Origin of the sequence: Aeromicrobium marinum DSM 15272 (assembly GCF_000160775.2) — a bacterium.
GTDB lineage: Bacteria > Actinomycetota > Actinomycetes > Propionibacteriales > Nocardioidaceae > Aeromicrobium > Aeromicrobium marinum.
Map to the genome: position 1 here is coordinate 893,687 of NZ_CM001024.1, position 24,326 is coordinate 918,012.

Below are 24,326 nucleotides of genomic sequence, written 5' to 3' on the forward strand. Positions count from 1 at the left end.
GTCGTACCGTCCCCGATCCGTGGGGGCCGAGCCGGGAGCCAGCCATGACCAGCGTCGTCACCCCCGCCACCGAACCGCCCACCGAGCCCGGCGACGAGGCGGTCGTCCGACGCCGCACGGGTCGCTGGATCGAGCACTGGGACCCCGAGGACCCGGACTTCTGGGAGTCGTCCGGCCGGCAGGTCGCCCGACGCAACCTCGTCTGGTCGATCTTCGCCGAGCACCTCGGCTTCTCCGTCTGGTTGTTGTGGAGCGTGAGCGCAGCGATGCTGGCGAGGGCCGGCTTCGACTTCAGCGCCCAGCAGCTGTTCTTCCTCGTCGCCGTGCCGAACCTGGTGGGTTCGCTGCTGCGACTTCCCTACACGTTCGCGGTGCCCACGTTCGGTGGCCGCAACTGGACCATGATCAGTGCCGCCCTGCTGGTCGTTCCCACGGTGCTGTTCGTCATCGTGGTCCAGCGGCCCGACACGCCGTACTGGGCCTTCGTCGTGATCGCCGCGACAGCCGGATTCGGAGGCGGCAACTTCTCGTCCTCCATGACCAACATCAACTACTTCTACCCGACCCGGCTCAAGGGTTCAGCGCTCGGACTGAACGCGGCCGGCGGCAACATCGGGGTCGCCCTGATCCAGTTCTTCCTGCCGATCATCGTCGGTGCGGGTGGCGCCTTCGGAGCGATCAAGGCGGCCGACGCGATCAACCTCCAGCGGGTCGGATATCTCTACGCCGTCCTCGCCGTCATCGGCGCGGTGGCGGCCTACCTGTTCATGAACAACCTGGCGTCAGCGAGCGGCAAGCCACGCGAGACGCTGGCCGTGGCCCGGTACAAGCACACCTGGATCATGTCGTTGCTGTACATCGGGACCTTCGGGTCCTTCATCGGCTACTCGGCGGCCATGCCGCTGCTGATCAAGATCAACTTCTTCCGGTCGCCGATCCCGACGGAGTCCATCGGCATCAACTTCGTCTACTACGCCTTCCTCGGCGCGCTCGTGGGGTCGCTCACGCGCCCGTTCGGCGGCTGGCTGGCAGACCGCGTCGGTGGCGCCCGGGTCACCCTCGGATGCTTCCTGGCGATGATCGTCGGCACCCTGGGGGTCTTCTACTCCCTCACCCTGCTCGATCCCGTGCCCGTACCTGCGCCGGAGCAGATCGCGGCCTGGACCGCCGACCCCGCCTCGTTCCCCGGCTTCTCGCCGGAGATCACGGCCGCGGTGAACCACAACTCCGACATCTTCCCGTGGTTCCTCGGGCTGTTCCTGTTCGTGTTCGCCGCGACGGGAATCGCCAACGGTTCGACCTACAAGATGATCCCGCACATCTTCAAGGCGCAGGCGCAGAATGCCACCACCGCCGGCACCGACGAGCGCAGGGCGGCAGAGGCCAGGGCCGTCAAGGAGGGTTCGGCGGCCCTGGGCATCATCGGAGCGGCCGGCGCGATGGGTGGGTTCCTGATCCCCATCACGTTCGGCTCGCCCTGGGTCGGCGATCCCGTGGAGGCGTGCAAGGCGGCGTTCATGGTGTTCGCCGCGTACTACGTCCTCTGCTCGGTCGTCACCTGGTCGGTCTACCGCCGACCCGGAGCGACCATGGCCGAGGCAGGCGTGTGACCGACACCCACTGCCCCTACTGTGCGCTCCAGTGCGCCCAGACGTTGTCGGAGGGGGACGCCGACACCCTGGTCGCCGTGCCGCGGGCGTTTCCCACGAACGTCAACGGCATGTGCCAGAAGGGCTGGACCAGCACCGAGCTGCTGACGGTCCGGGACCGACTCACGGTTCCGTTGCGCCGCACGGTCGACGGCGACTTCGTGGAGGTCGGCTGGGACGAGGCACTCGACGACATCGCCGCACGGGTCCGAGCCGTCCGGGAGTCGGCGGGACCGGACGGTGTCGCCGTCTTCGGGGGCGGGGGTCTCACCAACGAGAAGGCGTACCAGCTCGGCAAGTTCGCCAGGCTCGCGCTCAGAACCCGCCTGATCGACTACAACGGCCGGTTCTGCATGTCCTCGGCCGCTGCCGCCGCGAACCGGACCCTCGGCGTCGATCGTGGACTGCCGTTCCCCCTCACCGACCTCAACGACGCCGACGTCGTGGTGCTGTTCGGCAGCAACCTGGCGGACACCATGCCGCCGGCCGTCCAGCACCTGGGCGGTGTGCGGTCTCGCGGGGGTCTGGTCGTCGTCGACCCGCGCCGCAGCGCCACCGCAAGACTGACCGATGACGGCGCGGGCGAGCATGTCCAGCTGGTCCCGGGCACCGATCTCGTGCTGGTCCTGGGGTTGCTGCACGTCGTCTTCGCCGAGTCCCTGGTGGACACCGGATACCTGGCGGACCGGGTCGACGGCGTGGATGCGGTCCGCCGCAGTGTCGCCGAGTGGTGGCCGGAGCGGGTGGCCGCCACGACCGGGGTGTCCGAGACCCAGGTACGTCGCATGGCCCGCCTCCTCGCGGACGCCAGTCCCCACCGCGGGGGTGGGGGCGCCTTCCTCCTGACCGGCCGTGGCTCCGAGCAGCACACCGACGGCACCGACACGGTGACGGCCGTCATCGACCTCGCCCTGGCCCTCGGCCTCGTGGGTGCCGAGCGCGGCGGCTACGGCGCCATCACCGGGCAGGGCAACGGTCAGGGCGGTCGCGAGCACGGTCAGAAGTCGGACCAGCTGCCGGGATACCGCATGATCGCCGACCCGGCGGCGCGCGAGCACGTCGCCGCGGTCTGGGGCGTCCGGCCGGACCAGATCCCGGGGCCCGGGGTGCCGGCGGTCGAGCTGCTCGCCAGCCTCGGCACACCTGACGGCCCGCGGGCACTCTTCGTGCACGGCAGCAACATCGTGGTCAGTGCGCCGGACGCCGGGGCGGTCCGCCGCCGGCTGGAGTCGCTCGACCTGGTGGTCGTCTGCGACATCGTCCCGTCCGAGACCGCGATGCTGGCGGACTACGTCCTACCGGTCACCCAGTGGGCGGAGGAGGACGGCACGATGACCAGTCTCGAGGGCCGCGTCCTTCGCCGTCGACAAGCCGTCCGGGCACCGGCCGGTGTCCGGTCCGAGTTGGAGATATTCGCCGACCTGGCCCGGCGCCTCGAGGCTCCGGGGACCTGGGCGACCGAGCCGCGGGAGGTGTTCGACGAGCTGCGCCGCGCCAGCGCCGGGGGCCGGGCGGACTACGCCGGCATCTCCTACGACCGCCTGGACGCCGGCGAGGCGCTCCACTGGCCGTGTCCGACCGATGACCACCCGGGCACCCCGCGCCTGTTCGCCGACTCGTTCCCGACGCCGAGCGGCCGCGCCTCGATGGTCGCGGTCCGGCAGACCGGTCCGGCCGAGGTCGTGAGTGCCGACGCGCCGGTCTGGCTGGTGACCGGGCGCGTGCTCCAGCACTACCAGTCGGGAGCGCAGACCAGGAGGGTGGCGAAGCTCAACGGCTCGATGCCACGGGCCTACGTCGAGATCCATCCTGCCCTGGCGCAGCGGATCGGGGTGGAGGGTGTCGACGAGATCAGCATCACCTCGGTGAGGGGGTCCATGAGGGCGCAGGCCCGCATCAGCCCCGACATCCGTCCCGACACGGTGTTCGTCCCCTTCCACTTCGCGGACGAGGGCCTCGTCAACGCTGTCACCCTTGCCGCGGTGGACCCCGTGTCCGGCATGCCGGAGTTCAAGGTCTGTGCGGTCTCCGTCGCCAGGACCAGGACATGAGCCACGCAGGACGGAGCGGCGGCCGGACCGCCAGGGTCGTCGTGGTGGGTGCCGGGATGGTGGGCCATCGGTTCGTCGACGAGCTGAGTCGCCTGGCCCCGGACGTCGACATCACGCTGCTCGGCGAGGAGCCCTACCAGCCGTACAGTCGCGTGCTGCTGACCGAGCTGATCGCCGGTCGGGTCGACCTGGCCGGACTGTCGCTGCCCACGACCGACGGGAGCCGGGTCCGGATGGAGCTGGGGGTGGCGGTGATCGAGATCGATCGCGAACGCCGATGTGTCGTCACGACGCAGGGTGAACACCCCTACGACCACCTCGTCCTGGCCACTGGCGCCCGGGGTCGCATCCCGCTGCTGCCCGGCTTGCGGGACGGCCTGCCGAGGGGCGCCCACGTGCTCCGGACGCTCGACGACGCCCGTGACATCTCGGCCGGAGCCCTGAACGTCGACCACGCGGTGGTCGTCGGCAGCGGTCCCTTGGGGGTCGAGCTCGCCTGCGGTCTGAGGCGCCGAGGTGTCGCGGTGACGGTCCTGTCGAGCGCTCCGCACCTGTTGGACCGCGCCCTCGACCCGGGCGCGGGACGCATCGCGCAGGGCGCAGCCGAGGGGCTCGGCATCGAGGTCGTCAGTGCCGTCCAGATCGCGGCCGTGGGCGTCTCCGACGGCCGGGTCACCGCCGTGCGACTGCGTGACGGGGTCTCGTACCCTGCCGGGTTGGTCGTCTTGGCGGCCGGCACGACACCGGAGACGGGGCTGGCCAGGGCGGCCGGGCTGGAGACGAATGTCGGCATCGTCGTGGGCGACGGGCTCCGCACGACCCTGGACCGTCGCATCGCGGCCATCGGCGACTGCGCCGAGACCCCTGCCGGCATCAGCGGACTGGTGGCCCCGGGGTGGGCACAGGCGCGAGCCCTGGCCCGCAGCATCGCCCTCGACGTCCCCGTGGAGCTGCCTGCCGTCAGTGGATCGGCCATGAGCCTCAAGGCAGCGGGACTCAGCGTCGTGACGATGGGGGATCGGTCGACGACCGCCCACGAGGGGGACCGGGTGGTGTCGCTGGCCGATCCACAGGTCCACCGGCACGTCGAGCTCGTGACGCGGGGCGACACCCTGGCGGGGTTCACGTGCGTGGGTGCTCCTGAGCTCGCGGCTCACCTCTCCACCCAGTTCGACCGGCCGGGACTTCTGCCCGAGGATCCGTTGCACCTGCTCGCGGGCTCCGGCTCGGCCCGGCCACCGGCTGCGTCACCCACGGCGATGCCGGCGGCGACCACGGTGTGCCGGTGCAACGGGGTGACCAAGGGAGATCTGGTCGCGGCGTGGGACGAGGGTTCGACCACGGTCGACTCACTGGCTGCGGCGACTGCGGCCACCACGGGGTGCGGCGGGTGTCGCGAGCTCGTCTGCGGGCTCGTCGACTGGTTGGAGCGCTCCGATCCGCACGCCGCCTCACAGTCGGCCCCGACCACCCGTGAGACAAGTGTTCCCACCGGGTAACACGACGTCAGCGGCCCCGACACGTGAGCGGCCTAGCGTCGATGACATGACCGACAAGAAGAGGCTCGCCGTCGTGGGCGCCGGCATGGTGGCCCATCGTCTCGTGGAGGCGATGGTGGAGCGAGGTGCCGACGCGGAGTGGGACATCGACGTGTTCGGGGAGGAGTCCCGGCCGCCGTACGACCGGGTGGCTCTGACCTCGTTCTTCGCCGACCGGGACCCTGACGACCTGGTGCTGGGCGACCGGGAGCTCTGGCGCCGGCCCGGGGTCCGCCTCCACCGCCACTCCGCGGTGACCGCGATCGATCGCGAGTCGCGACTGGTCCACGCCCGCGGCACGACCTTTGCCTACGACCGCCTGGTGCTGGCGACCGGCTCGTACGCCACGGTGCCGCCGATCGACGGCGCCGACCTGCCGGGCTGTTTCGTCTACCGCACGGTCGACGACGTCACGGAGCTCCGGCAGTGGGTCCTGGACCGGGCCGCGGCACTCGGCAGGCCCGTGCGGGGGGCCGTGGTGGGCGGAGGGCTCCTGGGACTGGAGGCAGCAGGAGCCCTGTCCGCCCTGGGGTGTGAGACCACGGTGGTGGAGTTCGCCGACCGGCTCATGCCGCTGCAGGTCGACCAGGCCGGCGGTGAGGCGCTCCGCCGGCTCATCGAACGGGCCGGCGTGTCCGTGCGGACCGCCACCGCCACGGCGCGGGTGGTGGCAGGACGTGACCGACGCGTCGCCCGGATGCAGTTCGCCGACGGGGATCGCATCGGGGCCGACGTCGTGGTGTTCGCGACCGGCGTCCGCCCCCGCGACGAGCTGGGGCGGAGCGCCGGGCTGGAGGTCGCCGAGCGGGGCGGAGTGGTGGCCGACCCCGGCTGCCGCACGTCCGACGAGTCGATCTACGCCATCGGCGAGGTCGCCCACGTCGCGGGGGGTGTCTGGGGTCTGGTCGGGCCCGGGTACACGATGGCCGAGGTCGTCGCTGACCGCCTGCTCGGTGGTACGGCGGTGTTCGAGGGGGCCGACCTCTCCACCAAGCTCAAGCTCCTCGGCGTCGATGTGGCCAGCTTCGGCGACGCCTTCGCCCTCACGTCGGGGAGCCTCGAGGTCGTCTATGCCGACCCCACCGCCGGGGTCTACAAGAAGCTGGTCATGAGCGACGACGCCGCGACGCTCCTGGGCGGCATCCTGGTCGGTGACGCGAGCGCGTACACGACCCTGCGCCCGATGGTGGGCCGCGCCCTCGGGGGGGACCCGACCGGCTGGCTGCTGCCCGAAGGTGTCGCGCCCGCCGCCGGCGGCGACCTGCCCGACGAGGCGACGGTGTGCTCCTGCAACAACGTGTGTGCCGGCCAGGTGAGGGCCGCGGTCACCGACGAGGGCTGCACCGACCTGGCGGGCGTCAAGACCTGCACGCGCGCGGGCACCAGCTGCGGGTCGTGCGTTCCCTTGGTCAAGAAGCTCGTCGACGAGCGGCTGGCCGCATCGGGGATCGAGGTCAGCACCGCGTTGTGCGAGCACTTCGCGCTGTCGCGGGCCCAGCTGTTCGACGTCGTCCGGGTGAGCGGCATCAGCACCTTCAGCGAACTGCTGGGCCGGCACGGCTCGGGGCGCGGCTGCGACATCTGCCGACCGGTGGTCGCCTCGATCCTGTCCAGTCTCGGTCACGGACATGTGCTCGAGGGCGAGAACGCTGCCCTGCAGGACACCAACGACCACGTGATGGCGAACCTGCAGAAGGACGGCACCTACTCCGTGGTGCCGCGCATCCCGGGCGGGGAGGTGACCCCCGCGGGGCTCATCGCGATCGGCCAGGTGGCTGCGGACTTCGACCTGTACACCAAGATCACCGGCGGACAGCGGATCGACCTGTTCGGCGCGCGCATCGAGCAGCTGCCGGACATCTGGCGCCGGTTGGTCGACGCGGGGTTCGAGTCCGGGCACGCCTACGGCAAGTCGCTGCGCACCGTGAAGTCCTGCGTCGGCCAGTCATGGTGCCGGTACGGGGTGCAGGACTCCACGACTCTCGCGATCGAGCTCGAGCAGCGCTACCGGGGGTTGCGGTCACCGCACAAGATCAAGCTCGGCGTGTCGGGCTGCGCGCGGGAGTGCGCCGAGGCCCGGAGCAAGGACGTGGGCGTCATCGCGACCGACCGCGGCTGGAACATGTACGTGGGGGGCAACGGCGGCTTCACCCCGCGGCACGCGCAGCTGTTCGCCGAGGACCTGTCGACCGAGGACCTGGTGCGAGCGACCGACCGGTTCCTCATGTACTACGTGCGGACGGCCGACCGGTTGCAGCGGACCGCCCCGTGGTTGGAGTCCGTCGAGGGTGGCCTCGACGCGGTCAGGGCGGTGGTGCTCCACGACAGTCTCGGCATCGGGGCCGACCTCGACGCGGCGATGGAGGCGCACGTCGGCAGCTACGTCGACGAGTGGGCCGCGACCCTCGCGGACGAGGCCAAGCTGAGCCGCTTCCGGTCGTTCGTCAATGCTCCGGACACGGCCGACCCCGATCTGGCGTACGTCGACGAGCGCGGACAGCGCCGACCCGCCTCGCCGGTCGAGCGGAGCGTCCTCGTCGCCGGTGCCACGATCGCCGTCCGGCCGTCGGACGTGACCGCGTGAGCCGGTGGCAGCGGGTGTGCCGGCTCGACGACCTCCTGCCGGACCGAGGCGCGGCCGCGCTCGTCGGGGGCATCCAGATCGCCCTGTTCCGCTCGGCCACCGGCGAGCGCGTCCACGCAGTCGGGCACCGCGACCCGTTCAGCGGCGCGAACGTGATGGCTCGCGGGCTCGTCGGGACCCGCCAAGGGGTGCCCACGGTGGCATCGCCGATGCACAAGCAGACCTTCGACCTGGTGACCGGTCTCTGCCTCGACGACCCCGAGGTCGGCCTCGACGTCTGGCCGACCCGCATCATGGACGGATGGGTGGAGATCGGCACGACGGGCACGGACCGGTGACGACGCTCGGCCCGGTCCTGGCGGGGACCCGCGTGCTGGTGACGGCGCAGCGCCGGGCGTCGGACCTCGCGCTCGCGTTGGAGCGCCGAGGCGCCGAGGTGAGCGTCGCTGCTGCGCTCGGGGTGGAGTCCCACATCGACGAGCAGACCCTGCTCGACCGGACCAGGCACCTCATCGCCGAGGGTGCGGACATCGTGGTGGTGACAACCGGCATCGGTCTGCGGGGGTGGCTCGACACCGCGGAGGCCGCGGGTCTGGGGGGTGACCTGATCGACGCCCTGAGGTCGGTGCGCCTGGTCGCCCGCGGACCCAAGGCGCGGGGTGCGTTGCAGGCGGCGGGGCTCGTGCCGGACTGGGTCGCGGAGTCCGAGACCTCGGCCGAGATCGCCGACTTCCTCCTGGCGGAGGGCGTGGACGGGCTGTCGATCGCCGTGCAGCACCACGGAGCAGGAGACGACGGACTCGAGACCCGCCTGGCAGCGGCAGGGGCGCGGCCGTACGGGCTGGTGGTCTACCGGTGGGGCCCGCCCCCGGACCGCGCGGTGCTCGAGCGATCGGTCCGGGACACCGCCGACGGCAGCTTCGACGCGGTGGTCTTCACCTCGGCGCCCGGCGCCGCGGCGTGGCTCCACGTCGTGCAGGCCGCCGGGGTGCTCGACGAGGTCCTGCGGCTGGCGAAGGACGACCGACTGGTCGTCGCGGCGGTCGGTCCGGTGACCGCGGAGCCCCTGCGGACTGCCGGGTTCGACCCGCTGCTGCCGGAGCGGGCCCGGCTCGGTGCGCTGGTCCGATCACTCGTGATCCTGCTGGGTGACGCATCCACGAGCGTCCGCACGGCGGGCGGTGACCTCCGGGTGCGTGCGACCACCGCGACGCTCGACCACGTGCCGCTCCCTGTGTCGCCGAGCGGCCTCGCCGTGCTGCGCCTGCTGGCGACCGAGCCGGGGACGGTCCGCACACGCGAGGAGCTGCTGTTGGTGCTGCCGGGGGAGTCGACCGACCCGCACTCCGCCGAGGTCGCGGTGGCGCGGCTCCGCGACGCCGTCGGTCGCGCCGTGGTGCAGACGGTCGTCAAGCGCGGGTACCGCCTGGCCGTGCGGGAGGCGCCGTGACCACCACGGTCGTGGCCACCAGTCACGGGACCCACGCGCCGGCCGCGCGACGGGCCGTCACGGCCCTGGTCGACGCCGTCCGTCGCACGGTCGAGCACCTGGACGTCCAGGAGGCCTTCGTCGACGTGCAGGAGCCGCGGCCCGCCGCCGTGGTCGACGTCGCGCCCGGGCCGGTCGTGGTGCTGCCGCTGCTGCTCACCGCCGGCTGGCACGTGCGGGTCGACATCGCCCGGGCCGCCGATCGTCCGTGGGCCGTGGCGGCCGAGCCTCTGGGTCCCGACCCCCGACTGACCGCTCTGATGCTGCGGCGGCTGCTCGAGGCCGGGTCGACCCCCGACGACGTCGTCGTGCTCGGGGTGGCGGGCTCCACCGAGCGGCGCGCGATCGACGAGGTCGACCGGGCCGCGGACGACCTCGCCCGAGCACGGGGCGGCCCGGTCGTGGCCGGGCACCTGGGCGGCTCGGGTCCGGCCTTCGCGGACGTCGTCCGGACCGTCGCCCGCCCCGGGCGACGCACCGTGGCGGCCTCCTACCTGCTGGCTCCGGGCTTCTTCCACGACCGGCTGGACCGTTCGGGCGTCGACCTCGTCACACCACCGTTGCTGGACGACGGGCCGGTCGACCGCGGTGTGGTGTCCGTGGTCGTCGATCGAGTGGCCGCAGCGATCGGACGGCTGGACCGCGCTGCCGCGGCCACGCCACGGTCGGGAGCGGTCGAGTGGCACTTGTCACGGTCCTGAACCGTCCGCGAAACGCCGGCGAAACACCGTCGCGCCACGCTGACGGCATGGGTCGTGTCGGGACGGTCACCGCAGGTGTCTCGGGTTCTGCGGTCGCCGGCCCGCCCGACGACGGGGAGCGCCGCCCGTGAACCGTTCGTTGATCCTCTGCGCGCGGGGCGCGGAGGACCCCGCGGGCCGTGCGGACCTGTCGCGACTGGTCAACGCCGTGCGACGGGAGGCGCGAGGCCTGGACGTGGTCGACTGCTACCTGGACGGCCAGGAACCGGGCATCGCCGAGGTCGTCGCCTCCACCAGCGGGCCACGGGCGCTGGTGCCCCTCGTGCTGGTGCACGACCGTGCCGTGTCGGTCGACATCACCCGGGCGGCAGCCGTCGACGCCTCGGTGACGGTGACCGCGCCGCTCGGCCCCGACTGGGTGCTGGCCGAGATCGGTGTGCAGCGGCTCATCGCGGCCGGGGCCCGACCGAGTGACACCATCGTGCTGGCGATCGACGCCCTGGTGGAGGACCGCGCCGTCACCGACGTGGGGAAGGCGGCTCGCCTCCTCAGCGCCGTCTGGGGCGGACGGGTCCACGTGGGGTCGCTCGGGGGTCCCGACACCTCGCTGGTCGAGGCTCTCGACGTCGCCCGGGCCTACGGGCGGCGGGTCGTCGTGGCGCCCTACCTGCTGACCCGTGGCCATGCGCTCGACGTCATCGGCCAGGCGGGGGCCGACGTGGTCACCGCACCGATCCTCACCCACGGTGCCCCGGACCCCCGGCTCGTGGGGCTCGTGCTGGACCGGGCCCGCTCCCGCAGCGTGCCCGGAGCCCCGCAGGCCGCCGGTCCCGGCGACGAACCCCGCCTCGCCCACGGCTGACGTCCCGCGAAAGGCTCGAGTTCTGCTTTAGGCTTGGGGCATGGCGACCCGTACGTCTTCCCCGCCGCGCAAGCGGCCGTCCGGCAGCCAGGCCCGCAAGAAGCCCACAGCGAAGCGTCCCGCCCCACGACGCCCCGCCGCGAAGCAGACCGGACCTGGCCCCTTGGCTCGCGCCGTCACCGGCCTCGGTCGGCTCCTCCGGGCGATCTGGCTCGGCCTGGCCGGGGTGATCGGCGCGATCGCGCGCAGCATCGGCCGCAGCGCCCGCGACCTCGATCCCGCCCACCGCAGGGACGGGGTCGGCCTGGCCGTCCTGGGTCTCGGCATGGTGGTGGCCGCCGCCACGTGGTGGCAGCTGCCCGGAGCGGCCGGACGGGTCATCCGTCAGGTCTGTGAAGGCACGGTCGGTGTGCTGTCGGTCGGTGTGCCGGTCGTGCTGGCCATCATCGCGTGGCGCACGTTGCGGCACCCGGACGAGCAGGGTCCGGCCGGCCGTCAGGTGATCGCCTGGCTCGCGGTCGGCGGCGGGGTGCTCGGTCTGGTCCACCTGTCCAACGGTGTGCCACGCCCGGGCGACATGGCGGCCGTGCGGGAGGCCGGGGGAGCGCTCGGCTACCTGTTCTCCGCCGTCCCCATGGACCTGCTGAAGACCGGCTACGTCGTGGCGCCGCTGCTGGTGCTGGTCGTGGCCTTCGGCGTGCTGGTGCTGAGCAACACCCCCGTGCACGCGGTGCCCGAACGACTCCGCGCCACCCGCGACCGGATCCTCGGTCGTCCGCAGGAGGCCGAGCCGGCCCCGTCCGCCCGCCGGTCCCACCCGCGCACCCCGGCGGCGCCGGTCGTCGACGAACCGTACGAGAACCCGCTCATCGACGTGCCCGACGACGTCACCGACGACCCCGCGCCCGCGGTGCACGAGACCGCACCGGTCGAGGAGGCGCAGCTGCCTCCGCTGGAGCCGTTGCCGGCCCGCGCCGAACAGCTGGCCCTGTCCGGGGACGTCATCTACTCCCTGCCCGACAGCACGGTGCTGCGTGAGGGTTCGCCGCACAAGGCACGGTCGGCGGCGTCCGACGAGGTCGTGGAGCGGCTCACCGAGGTGCTGGAGCAGTTCCAGATCGACGCGCAGGTCACCGGGTACACCCGCGGGCCGACGGTCACGCGGTACGAGGTCGAGCTCGGCCCGGCGGTCAAGGTCGAGAAGGTGACGGCGCTCAGCAAGAACATCGCCTACGCCGTCGCGTCCAACGAGGTCCGGATCCTCAGCCCCATCCCGGGCAAGTCGGCGATCGGGGTCGAGATCCCCAACGTCGACAAGGAGATGGTGTCCCTGGGTGACGTCCTGCGGTCGACCAAGGCCCGCAGCGACCACCATCCGATGGTCATCGGTCTCGGCAAGGACGTCGAGGGCGGGTTCGTCGTCGCCAACCTCGCCAAGATGCCGCACCTGCTGGTGGCCGGCGCCACCGGATCGGGCAAGTCCAGCTTCGTCAACTCGATGATCAGCTCGATCCTGATGCGGTCGACGCCCGACGAGGTCCGGATGATCATGGTCGACCCGAAGCGCGTCGAGCTGACGGCCTACGAGGGCATCCCGCACCTGATCACGCCGATCATCACCAACCCCAAGAAGGCCGCCGAGGCGCTGCAGTGGGTCGTCCGCGAGATGGACATGCGCTACGACGACCTCGCCAACTTCGGCTTCCGCCACATCGACGACTTCAATGCCGCCGTCCGGGCCGGCACGGTGGAGCTGCCCGCGTTGAGCGAGCGGGTCCTCGCGCCGTACCCCTACCTGCTGGTCGTCGTCGACGAGCTCGCGGACCTGATGATGGTGGCTCCGAGGGACGTCGAAGATTCCGTCGTGAGGATCACGCAGCTCGCGCGAGCAGCCGGGATCCACCTGGTCCTGGCCACGCAGAGGCCTTCGGTCGACGTCGTGACCGGACTCATCAAGGCCAACGTGCCGAGCCGGCTGGCGTTCGCCACCTCCTCGCTGGCAGACAGCCGGGTCATCCTGGACCAGCCGGGCGCCGAGAAGCTGGTCGGGCAGGGCGACGGACTGTTCCTGCCGATGGGCGTCAACAAGGCGATGCGGATGCAGGGCGCCTGGATCACCGAGGCCGAGATCCACGCGGTCGTCGAGCACTGCAAGACGCAGCTGCAGCCCAGCTACCGCGACGACGTCACCGCCCCCGCGCAGAGCAAGCGGGAGCTGGACGACGACATCGGCGACGACCTCGACCTGGTGCTGCAGGCGGTCGAGCTGGTCGTCACCACGCAGTTCGGCTCGACGTCGATGCTCCAGCGCAAGCTGCGGGTCGGGTTCGCCAAGGCCGGTCGCCTCATGGACATCATGGAGAGTCGGGGCGTCGTCGGCCCCAGCGAGGGCTCGAAGGCGCGGGACGTCCTCATCAAGCCCGACGAGCTCGAGCAGGTGCTGGCCACGATCGGTGCCGGAGCATGAGCGCGCACGCCGCCGAGCCCGCCCCGACCTTCGAGATCCATCGCCGGGTGCGGCTGTACCTGGTGCTCGGACTGTGCTGTGTGGTGCTCGCAGCCGGGTTCGGGGCGATGGCGTACGACCAGCGCGACCCGGTGCTGGCGGCGCCGGCCGCCGTGTTCCTGGTGCTGGCCCTGGCGCTGCTGCGGGGGACCGGTGACGCCAGCACGCCGTTGTTCATTGCCGACGACCACGGGGTCCGCATGCGCAACGGGGACGGGTGGATCGGGCTGTTGTGGAACGAGATGGGCGAGATCCGGGTCGAGGCCCGCGAGGGGTGGCGGCACGACGCTCGGGTCAAGGTCGTGAGCGCCGACGGGCTGCGGGTGTACTCGACGCCGCTGGGTCTGTCGACGACGGTCGCGCCCGCCGAGGCCCGGACGCAGTTGGCGCAGCGTCGCGGCGCTGTCGCATACTGAGGTGTCCTGACGTCGCCGGAAAGGCCCCCATGACCCCGCCCGAACCCTCCGCCGTCCCGGAGGCGCCGAGCAACCTCAACATCGCGAACGCGCTGACCGTCGTGCGGATCGCGGGTGTCCCGCTCTTCGGGTGGTTGCTGCTGTTCGACGCAGGTCAGCAGGTCGAGTGGAGACTCTGGGCGTTCCTCGCGTTCGGACTGCTCATGGTCACCGACCGGATCGACGGCGACATCGCGCGCAGCCGCGGTCTGGTCACCGACTTCGGCAAGCTCGCCGACCCGATCGCCGACAAGGCGCTCACCGGCATGGCCTTCATCGGTCTGGCCCTGATCTTCGACCACTGGCTGTTCTGGCTCGTCACCGTCGCCGTGCTCGTGCGCGAGTGGGGCATCACGATCATGCGCCTGTTCATCAAGAAGTACGGCGTGATGCCGGCCAGCCAGGGCGGTCGGATCAAGACCACCCTGCAGGCGACCGCGCTCGCCGGCTACATCCTCCCGCTCGAGCTGTGGGACACCGCGGCCAGCGACGTCGCCCTGTGGGTCACCCACGTCCTGATGGCCGGCGCGGTCGCGATCACGATGGTGACCGCGTGGCAGTACGTCGTCGACGCCCGACGCATCCGAGCCGACTTCCTGGCGGCCCGACCGTCGTGAGCGCGACGCGGGACGCGCGGGGGCTCATCGGCCTGCTGGCCGACCGCGGTCTCACCGTGGCCACCGCGGAGTCGTTGACCGGTGGGCTGGTGTGCGCCGAGCTGGTCGGCGTCGCAGGCGCCTCCGCCGTCGTGCGGGGCGGGGTGGTGGCCTACGCGTCACGGCTGAAGCTGGACCTGCTGGGCGTCGATCCCGGGCTGCTGGGGACGCGGGGGGCGATCGACCCGGACGTGGCCGCCCAGATGGCGGCAGGGGTCCGGGGGCGGTGCGGTGCAGACGTCGGGATCGCCACCACCGGCAATGCCGGGCCGACGGCGGCGGAGGGCCGTGAGGTGGGGCTGGTCTACGTGGCGGTGGCCGACGCCCGCGGCGTGGTGGTCGAGCGGCTCGACCTCGCCGGGGACCGCGACACGATCCGCCGGGCGACCGTGGATGCTGCACTGTCGTGCGCGGTCGATAGGGTGGGGGAACAGGAACGGCCCGGGGGCTGTTGACCGTCACGTCGGCAGCTCTCACCGACAGCACCGACAGCCCCGTCGGCCCTGCACCCGGAGGTGAACCATGACCACGATGCGTCAGCTCGTCGGCGAAGTCCTCCGCGCGCGCCGTCTCGACGAAGGTCTCACCCTGCGGGACGTGTCCGCACGGGCGCGGGTGTCGCTCGGGTACATCTCCGAGGTGGAGCGCGGCCAGAAGGAGCCCAGCTCGGAGCTCCTCGCTGCTCTGGCCGCCGCGCTCGACGTGCCGCTGTCGAAGGTCCTGCTCGACGTGGGAGCCCGGCTGGAGCTGGTCGAGAGCGCCGAGGCGCAGCTCGCGAGCGTGTCCTCCATCGCGCCCGGCGACGTCCGGGTCTCCGCCGCCTGATCCGCGTGCGACACAGCGAGTTCTGGGAGCGGATGGACCAGCACCTGGGCGCCGGGTACGCCCGGGTCTGGGCCGACACCCAGGTCATCTCCGAGCTGGGCGGGCGCACGCCCACCGAGGCCCTCGACGCCGGGGTGATCCCCAAGACCGTCTGGCGCGCCGTGCACGCCCGGCTGGAGCTCCCCGCCTCCGAGCGCTGAGGTCCCGTCCCCTTCCGGGCGGTGGATCCGCGACCGAAAGGCGCCCCATACGGTCGCGAACCCACCGGCCGGCCTATTCGGTCGCGAATCCACCGCCTCGGGGGGTCGGCGTGTCGCGCGCGATCGAACGGATGTTCGTACTAGGGTCGTCCACAGGTTGACGTCAGGAGAGCGGACGTCCACAGACGGGTCGACGAGGCCCAGGAATGTCTGAGGGCTCTCCTACCGTCGTAGACGCCGCGCCACCCACGACAGATCGGACCTCTGATGGCCTCCAAAGCACCACTTGCCCCCGTCACCCGCCTCACCGGCGGCGACACCGACGAACGCACCAAGGCGATCGACAACGCCATCGCCCAGATCGACCGCGCCCACGGCAAGGGAGCCGTCATGCGGCTGGGTGAGCGTGGCCGCACCAAGATCGACGTCATCCCCACCGGCGCCACCGCGCTGGACGTGGCCCTGGGCATCGGCGGTCTCCCGCGCGGCCGGGTCGTGGAGATCTACGGACCGGAGTCGTCGGGCAAGACCACCGTCGCCCTGCACGCCGTCGCCAACGCTCAGAAGTCCGGCGGTGTGGCGGCGTTCATCGACGCCGAGCACGCCCTCGACCCCGAGTACGCCCGGGCTCTCGGCGTCGACACCGACGCGCTGCTGATCTCGCAGCCCGACAGCGGTGAGCAGGCGCTCGAGATCGCCGACATGCTGATCCGTTCCGGCGCCCTCGACATCATCGTCATCGACTCCGTCGCCGCCCTCGTGCCCCGTGCCGAGATCGACGGCGAGATGGGCGACAGCCATGTCGGTCTGCAGGCCCGCCTCATGAGTCAGGCCCTGCGCAAGATGACCGGAGCGATCAACGGCTCGGGCACGACCGCGATCTTCATCAACCAGCTGCGCGAGAAGATCGGCGTGATGTTCGGCTCGCCCGAGACCACCACCGGCGGCAAGGCACTGAAGTTCTACGCCTCGGTCCGGCTCGACGTCCGGCGCATCGAGACGCTGAAGGACGGCACCGACATGGTCGGCAACCGCACCCGCGTCAAGGTCGTCAAGAACAAGCTCGCCCCGCCGTTCAAGCAGGCCGAGTTCGACATCATGTACGGCAAGGGCATCAGCCGCGAGGGCAGCCTCATCGATGTCGGCGTCGACTGCGGTCTGGTGCGCAAGGCCGGCGCCTGGTACACCTACGAGGGCGACCAGCTCGGTCAGGGCAAGGAGAACGCACGCCAGTTCCTCCACGACAATCCCGACCTCGCCGAGGAGCTCGAGAAGCGCATCAAGGACCAGATGGGGGTCGGCGTCGCGGTCGAGGAGACGGCCGAGGCCGTCGGCGCCGAGGCCGACTTCTGAGCGGGATGAGCGTCGTGGAGACCGAGCTGACGGCCGACGAGGTGGCCGAACAGCATGCCGTGGCCAAGCAGGTGGTCTACGACCGCCTCGCCGTCCGGGCCCGGAGTCGCTCCGAGCTCGAGCAGACGCTGCTCAAGAAGCGGGTTCCCGCCGAGGTCGCCGCCGTCGTGCTCGACAAGTTCGAGGCCGCCGGGCTCGTCGACGACCGTGAGTTCGCCCGCTCCTGGGTGCAGGGGCGCCAGCGCAGCAAGGGCCTGGCCACCGGTGTCCTGGCCCAGGAGCTGAAGCGGCACGGGGTCGACGACCAGGTCGCCGCGGAGGCACTCGCCGAGCTCGACGCCGACACCGAGCGCCAGGCCGCCCACCAGCTGGTCCAGAAGAAGCTCAGGACCATGCAGGGGCTCGACCCGACGACGCAGATCCGGCGGCTGACCGGCCTGCTGGCCCGCAAGGGCTACGCACCGCAGGTCGCCTTCGACGTCGTCCGAGCCGAGCTCGACGCCGAGATCGTCGACGACGCCTGCTGAACGAACGGGCTCCCGGGATCGATCCCGGGAGCCCGTTCGTTGTTCTGCCATGCGACGACTCCACACCGTCCCGCTCGTCATCTCCGGCGTGCTGCTCCTCGCGGCGTGCTCCGGGGGATCCGATCCGGCTCCGCGCGCCACGGTCGAGCCGTCTGCGCCGCAGACGAGCGCAGCGCCCGCGCCGGAGCCCGCACCGGTGCTGGAGGTCGCGCGGGCGATGGCCGACGTCGAGCACCTCGCCGTGGTCATCGGACCTCGGCACGCCACGTCCGAGGCGTACCTCCGGGCGGCCGACTGGGTGGCGGACCGGTTCGACCGGCTCGGCTACACCGTCTCCCGCCAGGACGTGCAGGCGCCGGCGGGCAACTCCTGGGGAGTCGACGTGCCGGCCGGCACCTCCGTCAACGTCATCGCCGACCCGCCGGGCTTCGACCCGACCCGCCCGCACCGGCTGGTCGGTGCCCACCTCGACACCATCCCGGTCGCACCCGGTGCCGAGGACAACGCCTCAGGGGTCGCGATGATGCTCGAGCTGGCCCGCCTCGACGTCGACGGGAGTCTGCCCGTGCGGTTCATCGCCTTCGGCGCCGAGGAGCCGCGCGGACCCGGCGACGACCTGCACCACTTCGGCTCCCAGCAGTACGTCGCAGCCCTCGACGAGCCGGCGCGCGCAGCGACGACAGCCATGGTGTCGCTGGACCGCGTCGGCGTGCCCGGACCCGAGGTGCCGATCTGCCACGGAGGCCGGGCCACCCCTGCGGTGCGTGACTCCCTCGCGGCCGCCGCGGTGGCTGCCGGCGTCCCGCACACCGTCTGCGGCGACAACCGCACCAGCGACCACTGGTCGTTCGAGCGCGGTGGCCTGGAGGCCGCACGCCTCGGCAGCCTGCCGTACGCCGGGTACCACTCGCCGCAGGACACCCCCGACGTCATCGACCCGGGTCAGATGGAGCGGGTCGGCCTGATCATGGCGCAGTGGCTCGCGTCCTGAGCGGAGCTCACGGCCGTGGTCGGACGCTGTTCCAGGGTGCGGCGCTGGTCTCCCGCAGCCGGTCGAGGATGACCTGGGCGGTGGGGCCGTCCACGACGCGGGGGGCGTAGTCGTCGCCGATCACGTACGGCACGGGTTCGACCGCCACGATCCGGTCGCCGCGGCTCACCACCTCGAGGAACACGCCCTCGGTGTTCTCGACGAGGAAGTCCATGTCGAAGACGAAGTTGCCGAGCGAGTGCACGACGGTGGCGTCGCCGATGGTCTCCCACCCCTGGACCCAGTGCGGGTGACCTCCCGCCACCAGGTCGGCCCCGGCCTCGATGAAGGTCGTCGCGATCGTCCGCTGGATCTCGTCCGGCACGTTGGTGTACTGCGTCCCCCAGTGCGGCAACGCGATCACGATGTCGACCTCGGCGTCCAGCGTCCTGATGTCGGCCGCGACGGCGTCGAGCGCGGCGGAGTCCAGGGGGCCGGTGCGGGGTGGAGCGTTCAGGCGGTTGGTGCCGGGCGAGCTGTCGGTGGCGGCCGGGGTCTCACCGATCGAGTCGGTGGCGACGAACCCGATGCTGATGCCGTCGTGGGTCAGGACGGTCGGACGACGAGCCTCCGTGAGGTTGGCGCCGCCCCCGACCGTGGCGAAGCCGGCGCCCGCCAGTGCGGCGATGGTCTCGTTGATCGCGGCGAGACCGAAGTCCCCCAGGTGGTTGTTGCCCACCGAGAGCAGGTCGTAGCCGGCGAGCTCCAGGCCGGCCAGCACGCTCGGATCGGCACCGAAGGAGTCACCCCCCTGGGTCGGCGGACCGCTCATGGACAGGGTCGACTCCAGGTTGCCGACGGTCAGGTCGGCCGCCGCGAGGCGCTCGGCGAGCGGCCGGAACACCGCCGCGGGGTCACCTGACGCCTCCAGCAGGCGGCCGACCCTGCGGCCGAGCATGATGTCGCCGGTGATCGTGGTCCGCACGACGGTGGCCGCCGGCTCGTCGCTCGCGGCGTCAAAGGCGACGTCGCCCTCGGCGCGCAGCGGGTCGACGCCGTCGATGCGGAGCGCACGGACGCGCGGGTCGACCGTGTCGGCGGGGACGACGGCCACCGCCTGCGGATCGCCGGCGACCTCGGCCACGGCCGCCAAGGGGTCCGAGGCGTCGACCAGCCGCAACGGTCCGGGCACGCCGTCGAGCGCGCTCCAGTCGGTCACCTCACCGGCGCGGACGGCCTCGGCCTGGGTCAGGCTCACGTCGTCGACGCCGCGGGAGAGGTGGGTGACGACGGCGAGCGGGATTCGGAACTGTGGTGCCGACGCCTGTGCCGGGCGCTCAGGCTCGCGAGTCTCGGTCGTGCAGGCGGCCGGTCCGGCCAGACAGGCGGCGAGGCCGACCGCGATGAGCCCCGGGAGTCTCCCGGTCCCGCGGCGGGTCGTGCGGTGGATCGCGACCATGGTGCGACCAGCCTAGGCAGTCCGACCAACCGGTCCGGACGACCGTGGACACGACCGGTCGCGAGGGCTAGCCTCGAATTCCGGGCAGGGCGAGGCAGAGGGGCACTGATGGCGACGATCCTGTTGGTCGGTACACGCAAGGGGCTGTTCGTCGGCCGGGCCGAGGACGACCGCACGGCGTGGACGTGGGACCCCCCGGCGTTCCCCATGCAGGAGATCTACTCGGTCGCCGTCGACACCCGCGGCGGCTCGCCGCGGCTGCTGGCCGGCGCGACGAGTCCGCACTGGGGTCCGCAGGTGTTCCGGTCCGACGACCTCGGAGCGACCTGGACCGAGACCCCGGGCGGTGCGGTCCGGTTCCCCGAGGACACCGGAGTGGCGCTGGAGCGCATCTGGCAGCTCCGTCCGGCGCCGGCCGACCAGCCCGGCGTCGTGTACGCCGGCACCGAGCCGTCGGCGTTGTTCCGCTCGACCGACGGTGGCGAGACCTTCGAGTTGGTCCGGGGGCTGTGGGACCACCCGCACCGACCGACGTGGGCGCCCGGCGGAGGGGGACAGGCCATCCACACCGTCGTGCCGCACCCCTCCGACGAGCAGGTCGTGACCGTCGCGATGTCGACCGGCGGCGTGTACCGCACCGAGGACGCCGGCGACTCGTGGACACCGTTCAACCGGGGCATCGGCGCGGAGTTCATCCCCGGCGAGTCCCCGGAGTTCGGTCAGTGCGTGCACAAGGTCGCCGTCGACGCGGGCGACCCCGACCGCCTGTACGCGCAGAACCACGGCGGTGTGTACCGCAGCGACGACGCCGGACGCTCGTGGCAGTCGATCGCAGCAGGTCTCCCGGTCGACTTCGGGTTCCCGATCGTCGCCCATCCGCACCGGCCCGGCACCGTCTTCGTGTTTCCCCTCGTCGCCGACATCGAGCGGTTCCCGCCGGAGGGCCGGCCCGCGGTGTGGCGCTCCGACGACGCGGGGGAGTCGTGGTCGGAGACAGGACCCGGCCTCCCCGACGAGGCGCACACCGTCGTGCTGCGTGACGCGTTCGCCAGTGACACCGCCGAACCGCTGGGCCTCTACGCCGGCTCACGTCACGGTGCCGTCTGGGTCAGCGCCGACGAGGCGGCGACATGGACCGAGGTGCGGCGCAACCTGCCCGACGTGTTGTGCATCCGGGCCGCGCAGGTCTGACGACCCGCTCGGAGCGCGTCGATGGGTGATGTCGCCGCCGTCGTCTTCGCCGCGGCTGCCGGTCTCGCCGTGGCGTTCCAGCTGGCGCTCGCGGGCGGTGCCCCGTGGGGTTCCCTGACGATGGGCGGTGCGCGCCCCGGCGTGCTTCCTGTGGGTCTGCGCGTCGCCGCCGTGGTCCAGGCGTCGGTGCTCGTGCTGCTCGTGGTGACGGTCCTGTCCGTGGCGGACGTCGCCCCGGCGGGGATCGCCGAGGCCCTGCCGTGGGTCGGCTGGGTGGCGGTCGGCGTCTCCGCCGTGTCCCTCGTGCTCAACGGCCTCACCACCAGCCCTCGCGAGCGCCGACTCTGGGCGCCGGTGGCTGGGGTGATGCTGGGCTCGAGCCTGGTCGTCGTGCTGGCGGGGTAGCCGTTGGCGCCCCGAGGTTACCGGCGAGTAGGATCCCGTCATGGCCTCGACCCTGCAGATGTACCGCTCCATGTCCAAGCTGCCCCAGGGCAAGCGGCTGTTCTCGATCGCGTTCAGCCAGAAGGCACCGTACTTCGCCTCGATCCACCTGAGGGTCGACGAGATGCGGCCTCATTTCGCCCAGCTGACCCTGCCGAAGCGTCGTTCGGTGCAGAACCACATCGGCACGGTCCATGCCATCGCGGTGTGCAACGGGCTCGAGGCGGCCATGGGTCTGCTCGCGGAGGCCACGACGCCGGCCGGCCACCGGTGGCTGCCCAAGGGGATGGAGGTCAGCTACCTCGCGAAGTCCGACAGCGACCTGGTGTGCACGGCCGAGACCTCGGAGGCCGACTGGTCCGCGGCACCGGACGTCCCGGTGACCGTGCGTGCCACCCGCCGCGACGGCACCGTCGTCGTCGAGGGGACGATCCATCTCTGGGTGACGCCGACGAGGTGAGCGGGACGACCACGACCGCCACGTACGATTGAGCGGTCATGACGAGGACCTACGAAGTACGCACCTACGGCTGCCAGATGAACGTGCACGACTCCGAGCGGCTCAGCGGCCTGCTGGAGACCGCCGGCTACGAACCGGTGGGCGCAGGCACCCCTGACCTCGTGGTGTTCAACACCTGCGCCGTGCGGGAGAACGCCGACAACAAGCTGTACGGCAACCTCGGCCACGTCGCCTCGGTGAAGGCGGCGCATCCCGGCATGCAGATCGCGGTCGGTGGCTGCCTGGCGCAGAAGGACCGCGACACCATCACTCGCAGGGCTCCGTACGTCGACGTCGTGTTCGGCACCCACAACATCGGGTCGTTGCCGGTGCTGCTGGAGCGTGCCCGGGTCGCCGAGGAGTCGCAGGTGGAGATCCTGGAGTCGCTCGAGGTCTTTCCGTCGACCCTGCCGACGAAGCGCGACTCGGTGTTCGCCGCCTGGGTGTCCATCAGCGTGGGATGCAACAACACCTGCACCTTCTGCATCGTGCCCGCCCTCCGCGGCAAGGAGAAGGACCGGCGACCGGGCGACGTCCTGGCCGAGATCGAGGCCCTGGTGGCCGACGGTGTCGTCGAGGTCACGCTGCTGGGCCAGAACGTCAACGCCTACGGGGTGGAGTTCGGCGACAGCCAGGCGTTCGCCAAGCTCCTGAGGGCGTGCGGGCGGATCGAGGGTCTCGAGCGGGTGCGGTTCACCAGTCCGCACCCCAAGGACTTCACCGACGACGTCATCGCCGCCATGGCCGAGACCCCGACGGTGATGCCGCAGCTCCACATGCCGTTGCAGTCGGGGTCCGACCGGGTGCTGCGGGCGATGCGCCGGTCCTACCGGCGCGAGAAGTTCCTCGGCATCATCGACCGCGTCCGGGCCGCGATGCCCGACGCGGCCATCACCACCGACATCATCGTCGGGTTCCCGGGTGAGACCGAGGAGGACTTCGTGCAGACCCTGGAGGTCGTGCGCGCGGCTCGATTCACCAGCGCCTTCACCTTCCAGTACTCACGGCGGCCGGGAACCCCGGCCGCGGACCTGCCCGACCAGCTGCCCAAGGCCGTGGTGCAGGAGCGTTACGACCGGTTGGTCGAGGTCGTCGACGAGGTCGCCTGGGCCGAGGCGCGGACGCAGGAGGGCCGAGTGGTCGAGCTGCTGGTCTCCGACCACGAGGGCAAGAAGGACGGGGCGACCCGCCGGCTCACCGGCCGTGCGCGGGACAACCGCCTGGTCCACTTCGTGCCGGGGGAGCACGAGATCCGGCCGGGCGACGTCGTGGACGTCCGCATCACCCGTGCCGCTCCCCATCACCTGGTCAGCGACGACCTGCCGATCGGCGTCCGGCGCACCCGCGCGGGCGACGCCTGGGAGTCCCGCCAGGGGCGGACCGAGGTCCGGACCGTCGGGCTCGGCATGCCCGCGCTGGGGGTGCCGGCGCCGCTGCCGCCCGCCCCCTCCTGCGCCACCTGACGCCGGCCGGGTCAGACCCGCAGCGTCGGGTGGAGTCGGCCGACCGTGACGGTCTGGCGGCGACGAGCCGCGAGGATCGTCACGGCCAGGGCCAGCACGGTGAACCCCGCGAGCACCAGCAGGTCGGTGGTGACCCCCTCGGTGCCACCGGCCAACGCGACCCGGAGACCGTCGACGGCGTAGGTCATCGGCAGCAGGTCGTGCAGGACGGTGAAGAACCCGGGGGCGGTCTCGATGGGGTAGGTGCCGCCGGCCGAGGTCAGCTGCAGGCTGACGAAGACCAGCGCCACGAATCGTCCGGCACCGCCGAACAGGGCGACGAACATCTGGTTCAGCGCGGTGAAGGCCGCAGCGGTGGCCAGCGCCACCACGATCAGCAGCAGCTGGCTCGCCGGGTCGATCCCGAGGACGCCCTGCAGGACGGTCAGCAGGAGCACGACCTGGACGACCGACAGGGCGAGACCGGGCACGTAGCCGGCCAGGGCGGTGCGGATGCTGCCGGTGGTCGAGGCGACGGCCCGGGCCGACCACGGACGCAGCAAGAGGTAGACGGCCATCGCACCGACCCACAGCGCCAGGGCGATGAAGTACGGCGCCAACGCCTCGCCGTAGGAGTCGACGGCGTTCAGCCGCTCGGCGTCGCCCTCGACGGGGGTCGCTGCCGTCCGGGCGAGACGTTCGCGGTCGGCGTCGGTGTAGGCCGGGATGTCGTCGCTGCCTTCTCGCAGCCCGGTCATGAGCTCGAACGCCCCGGACGAGAGCTGTCCGCTGCCGTCGGCGAGCTGCGTGCCGCCTGCGGCGAGGTCGCGGGCCCCCACGGCGAGCTGGGCGGCCCCGTTCGCCGCGCCCGTCGCACCGTCGCTGAGCTGCGACGTCCCCGACCGCAGCTGGCGGGCGCCGTCGG

Annotated in this window: 23 protein-coding genes; 21 read left to right on the forward strand and 2 right to left on the reverse strand. The window is 71.9% G+C overall.

Annotation, left to right across the window (positions count from 1 at the left end; genetic code table 11):
- Positions 1 to 44 precede the first annotated feature (44 nt).
- From HMPREF0063_RS16540 to HMPREF0063_RS04795, 17 genes are all read left to right on the forward strand, one after another.
- Positions 45 to 1,610, forward strand: coding sequence for an MFS transporter (locus tag HMPREF0063_RS16540; RefSeq protein ID WP_007077512.1), 1,566 nt, complete (start codon positions 45 to 47; stop codon positions 1,608 to 1,610).
- Positions 1,607 to 3,700, forward strand: a complete 2,094-nt coding sequence (locus tag HMPREF0063_RS04720; RefSeq protein WP_007077513.1) for a molybdopterin oxidoreductase family protein — start codon at positions 1,607 to 1,609, stop codon at positions 3,698 to 3,700. Before HMPREF0063_RS16540 ends, HMPREF0063_RS04720 begins: the two co-directional genes overlap by 4 nt.
- Entirely contained in the window at positions 3,697 to 5,199 is a 1,503-nt protein-coding gene (locus HMPREF0063_RS04725; protein WP_007077514.1) for an FAD-dependent oxidoreductase, read from the forward strand. The genes HMPREF0063_RS04720 and HMPREF0063_RS04725 overlap by 4 nt, the downstream gene beginning before the upstream one ends.
- Positions 5,200 to 5,245: 46 nt before the next feature.
- Positions 5,246 to 7,822 carry a nitrite reductase large subunit NirB gene (gene nirB / locus HMPREF0063_RS04730; RefSeq protein ID WP_007077515.1) on the forward strand — a complete coding sequence of 859 codons (2,577 nt, stop codon included), beginning with the start codon at positions 5,246 to 5,248 and terminating at the stop codon, positions 7,820 to 7,822.
- Positions 7,819 to 8,160 (forward strand): nitrite reductase small subunit NirD, encoded by a 342-nt coding sequence (gene nirD / locus HMPREF0063_RS04735; protein WP_007077516.1) that lies wholly within the window; start codon positions 7,819 to 7,821, stop codon positions 8,158 to 8,160. The genes nirB and nirD overlap by 4 nt, the downstream gene beginning before the upstream one ends.
- On the forward strand, positions 8,157 to 9,272 hold the full coding sequence (locus tag HMPREF0063_RS04740; protein ID WP_040320103.1) for a uroporphyrinogen-III synthase: 1,116 nt from the start codon (positions 8,157 to 8,159) through the stop codon (positions 9,270 to 9,272). Before nirD ends, HMPREF0063_RS04740 begins: the two co-directional genes overlap by 4 nt.
- Complete coding sequence (locus tag HMPREF0063_RS04745) at positions 9,269 to 10,012, forward strand: sirohydrochlorin chelatase (RefSeq protein WP_007077518.1); 744 nt, start codon at positions 9,269 to 9,271, stop codon at positions 10,010 to 10,012. The genes HMPREF0063_RS04740 and HMPREF0063_RS04745 overlap by 4 nt, the downstream gene beginning before the upstream one ends.
- A gap of 127 nt (positions 10,013 to 10,139) precedes the next feature.
- Positions 10,140 to 10,874 (forward strand): sirohydrochlorin chelatase, encoded by a 735-nt coding sequence (locus HMPREF0063_RS04750; RefSeq protein ID WP_007077519.1) that lies wholly within the window; start codon positions 10,140 to 10,142, stop codon positions 10,872 to 10,874.
- A 40-nt stretch (positions 10,875 to 10,914) separates the two neighbouring features.
- On the forward strand, positions 10,915 to 13,341 hold the full coding sequence (locus HMPREF0063_RS04755) for a DNA translocase FtsK (RefSeq protein WP_083788851.1): 2,427 nt from the start codon (positions 10,915 to 10,917) through the stop codon (positions 13,339 to 13,341).
- The gene (locus HMPREF0063_RS04760) at positions 13,338 to 13,796 is read left to right on the forward strand and encodes a hypothetical protein (RefSeq protein ID WP_007077521.1); all 459 of its coding nucleotides are present in this window, start codon (positions 13,338 to 13,340) and stop codon (positions 13,794 to 13,796) included. Before HMPREF0063_RS04755 ends, HMPREF0063_RS04760 begins: the two co-directional genes overlap by 4 nt.
- A 29-nt stretch (positions 13,797 to 13,825) precedes the next feature.
- Positions 13,826 to 14,452 carry a CDP-alcohol phosphatidyltransferase family protein gene (locus HMPREF0063_RS04765; RefSeq protein ID WP_007077522.1) on the forward strand — a complete coding sequence of 209 codons (627 nt, stop codon included), beginning with the start codon at positions 13,826 to 13,828 and terminating at the stop codon, positions 14,450 to 14,452.
- Complete coding sequence (locus HMPREF0063_RS04770; protein WP_007077523.1) at positions 14,449 to 14,946, forward strand: CinA family protein; 498 nt, start codon at positions 14,449 to 14,451, stop codon at positions 14,944 to 14,946. Before HMPREF0063_RS04765 ends, HMPREF0063_RS04770 begins: the two co-directional genes overlap by 4 nt.
- A 67-nt stretch (positions 14,947 to 15,013) precedes the next feature.
- Positions 15,014 to 15,316, forward strand: a complete 303-nt coding sequence (locus tag HMPREF0063_RS04775) for a helix-turn-helix domain-containing protein (RefSeq protein ID WP_007077524.1) — start codon at positions 15,014 to 15,016, stop codon at positions 15,314 to 15,316.
- Positions 15,317 to 15,321: 5 nt separating this feature from the next.
- A complete protein-coding gene (locus HMPREF0063_RS04780; RefSeq protein WP_007077525.1) occupies positions 15,322 to 15,516 on the forward strand; it encodes a DUF3046 domain-containing protein in 195 nt (64 codons plus the stop codon).
- Between the two features lie 267 nt (positions 15,517 to 15,783).
- Positions 15,784 to 16,869, forward strand: coding sequence for a recombinase RecA (gene recA / locus HMPREF0063_RS04785; RefSeq protein WP_007077526.1), 1,086 nt, complete (start codon positions 15,784 to 15,786; stop codon positions 16,867 to 16,869).
- Between the two features lie 5 nt (positions 16,870 to 16,874).
- Positions 16,875 to 17,396, forward strand: coding sequence for a regulatory protein RecX (locus HMPREF0063_RS04790; protein WP_007077527.1), 522 nt, complete (start codon positions 16,875 to 16,877; stop codon positions 17,394 to 17,396).
- 49 nt (positions 17,397 to 17,445) lie between these two features.
- On the forward strand, positions 17,446 to 18,387 hold the full coding sequence (locus tag HMPREF0063_RS04795) for a M28 family metallopeptidase (protein WP_007077528.1): 942 nt from the start codon (positions 17,446 to 17,448) through the stop codon (positions 18,385 to 18,387).
- Between the two features lie 7 nt (positions 18,388 to 18,394).
- Here HMPREF0063_RS04795 and HMPREF0063_RS04800 read toward each other — a convergent pair whose 3' ends face one another.
- Positions 18,395 to 19,825: a CapA family protein gene (locus HMPREF0063_RS04800; RefSeq protein ID WP_007077529.1), complete on the reverse strand. Its 1,431-nt coding sequence runs from the start codon at positions 19,823 to 19,825 to the stop codon at positions 18,395 to 18,397.
- A gap of 108 nt (positions 19,826 to 19,933) precedes the next feature.
- Between HMPREF0063_RS04800 and HMPREF0063_RS04805 the strand changes: the two genes are divergently transcribed.
- The 4 genes from HMPREF0063_RS04805 to miaB are packed head-to-tail and all read left to right on the forward strand — an operon-like array spanning position 19,934 to position 23,422.
- On the forward strand, positions 19,934 to 21,016 hold the full coding sequence (locus HMPREF0063_RS04805; protein ID WP_007077530.1) for a WD40/YVTN/BNR-like repeat-containing protein: 1,083 nt from the start codon (positions 19,934 to 19,936) through the stop codon (positions 21,014 to 21,016).
- Positions 21,017 to 21,037: 21 nt separating this feature from the next.
- Complete coding sequence (locus HMPREF0063_RS04810; protein ID WP_007077531.1) at positions 21,038 to 21,421, forward strand: hypothetical protein; 384 nt, start codon at positions 21,038 to 21,040, stop codon at positions 21,419 to 21,421.
- Between the two features lie 40 nt (positions 21,422 to 21,461).
- The gene (locus tag HMPREF0063_RS04815; RefSeq protein ID WP_007077532.1) at positions 21,462 to 21,920 is read left to right on the forward strand and encodes a hotdog fold domain-containing protein; all 459 of its coding nucleotides are present in this window, start codon (positions 21,462 to 21,464) and stop codon (positions 21,918 to 21,920) included.
- 38 nt (positions 21,921 to 21,958) lie between these two features.
- The gene (gene miaB / locus HMPREF0063_RS04820; protein WP_007077533.1) at positions 21,959 to 23,422 is read left to right on the forward strand and encodes a tRNA (N6-isopentenyl adenosine(37)-C2)-methylthiotransferase MiaB; all 1,464 of its coding nucleotides are present in this window, start codon (positions 21,959 to 21,961) and stop codon (positions 23,420 to 23,422) included.
- Positions 23,423 to 23,433: 11 nt separating this feature from the next.
- On the opposite strand, the gene HMPREF0063_RS16765 is transcribed toward miaB, so the two are convergent.
- Positions 23,434 to 24,326 (reverse strand): YhgE/Pip family protein (locus HMPREF0063_RS16765; protein ID WP_007077534.1); only part of this gene is annotated, 893 nt, incomplete at its 5' end.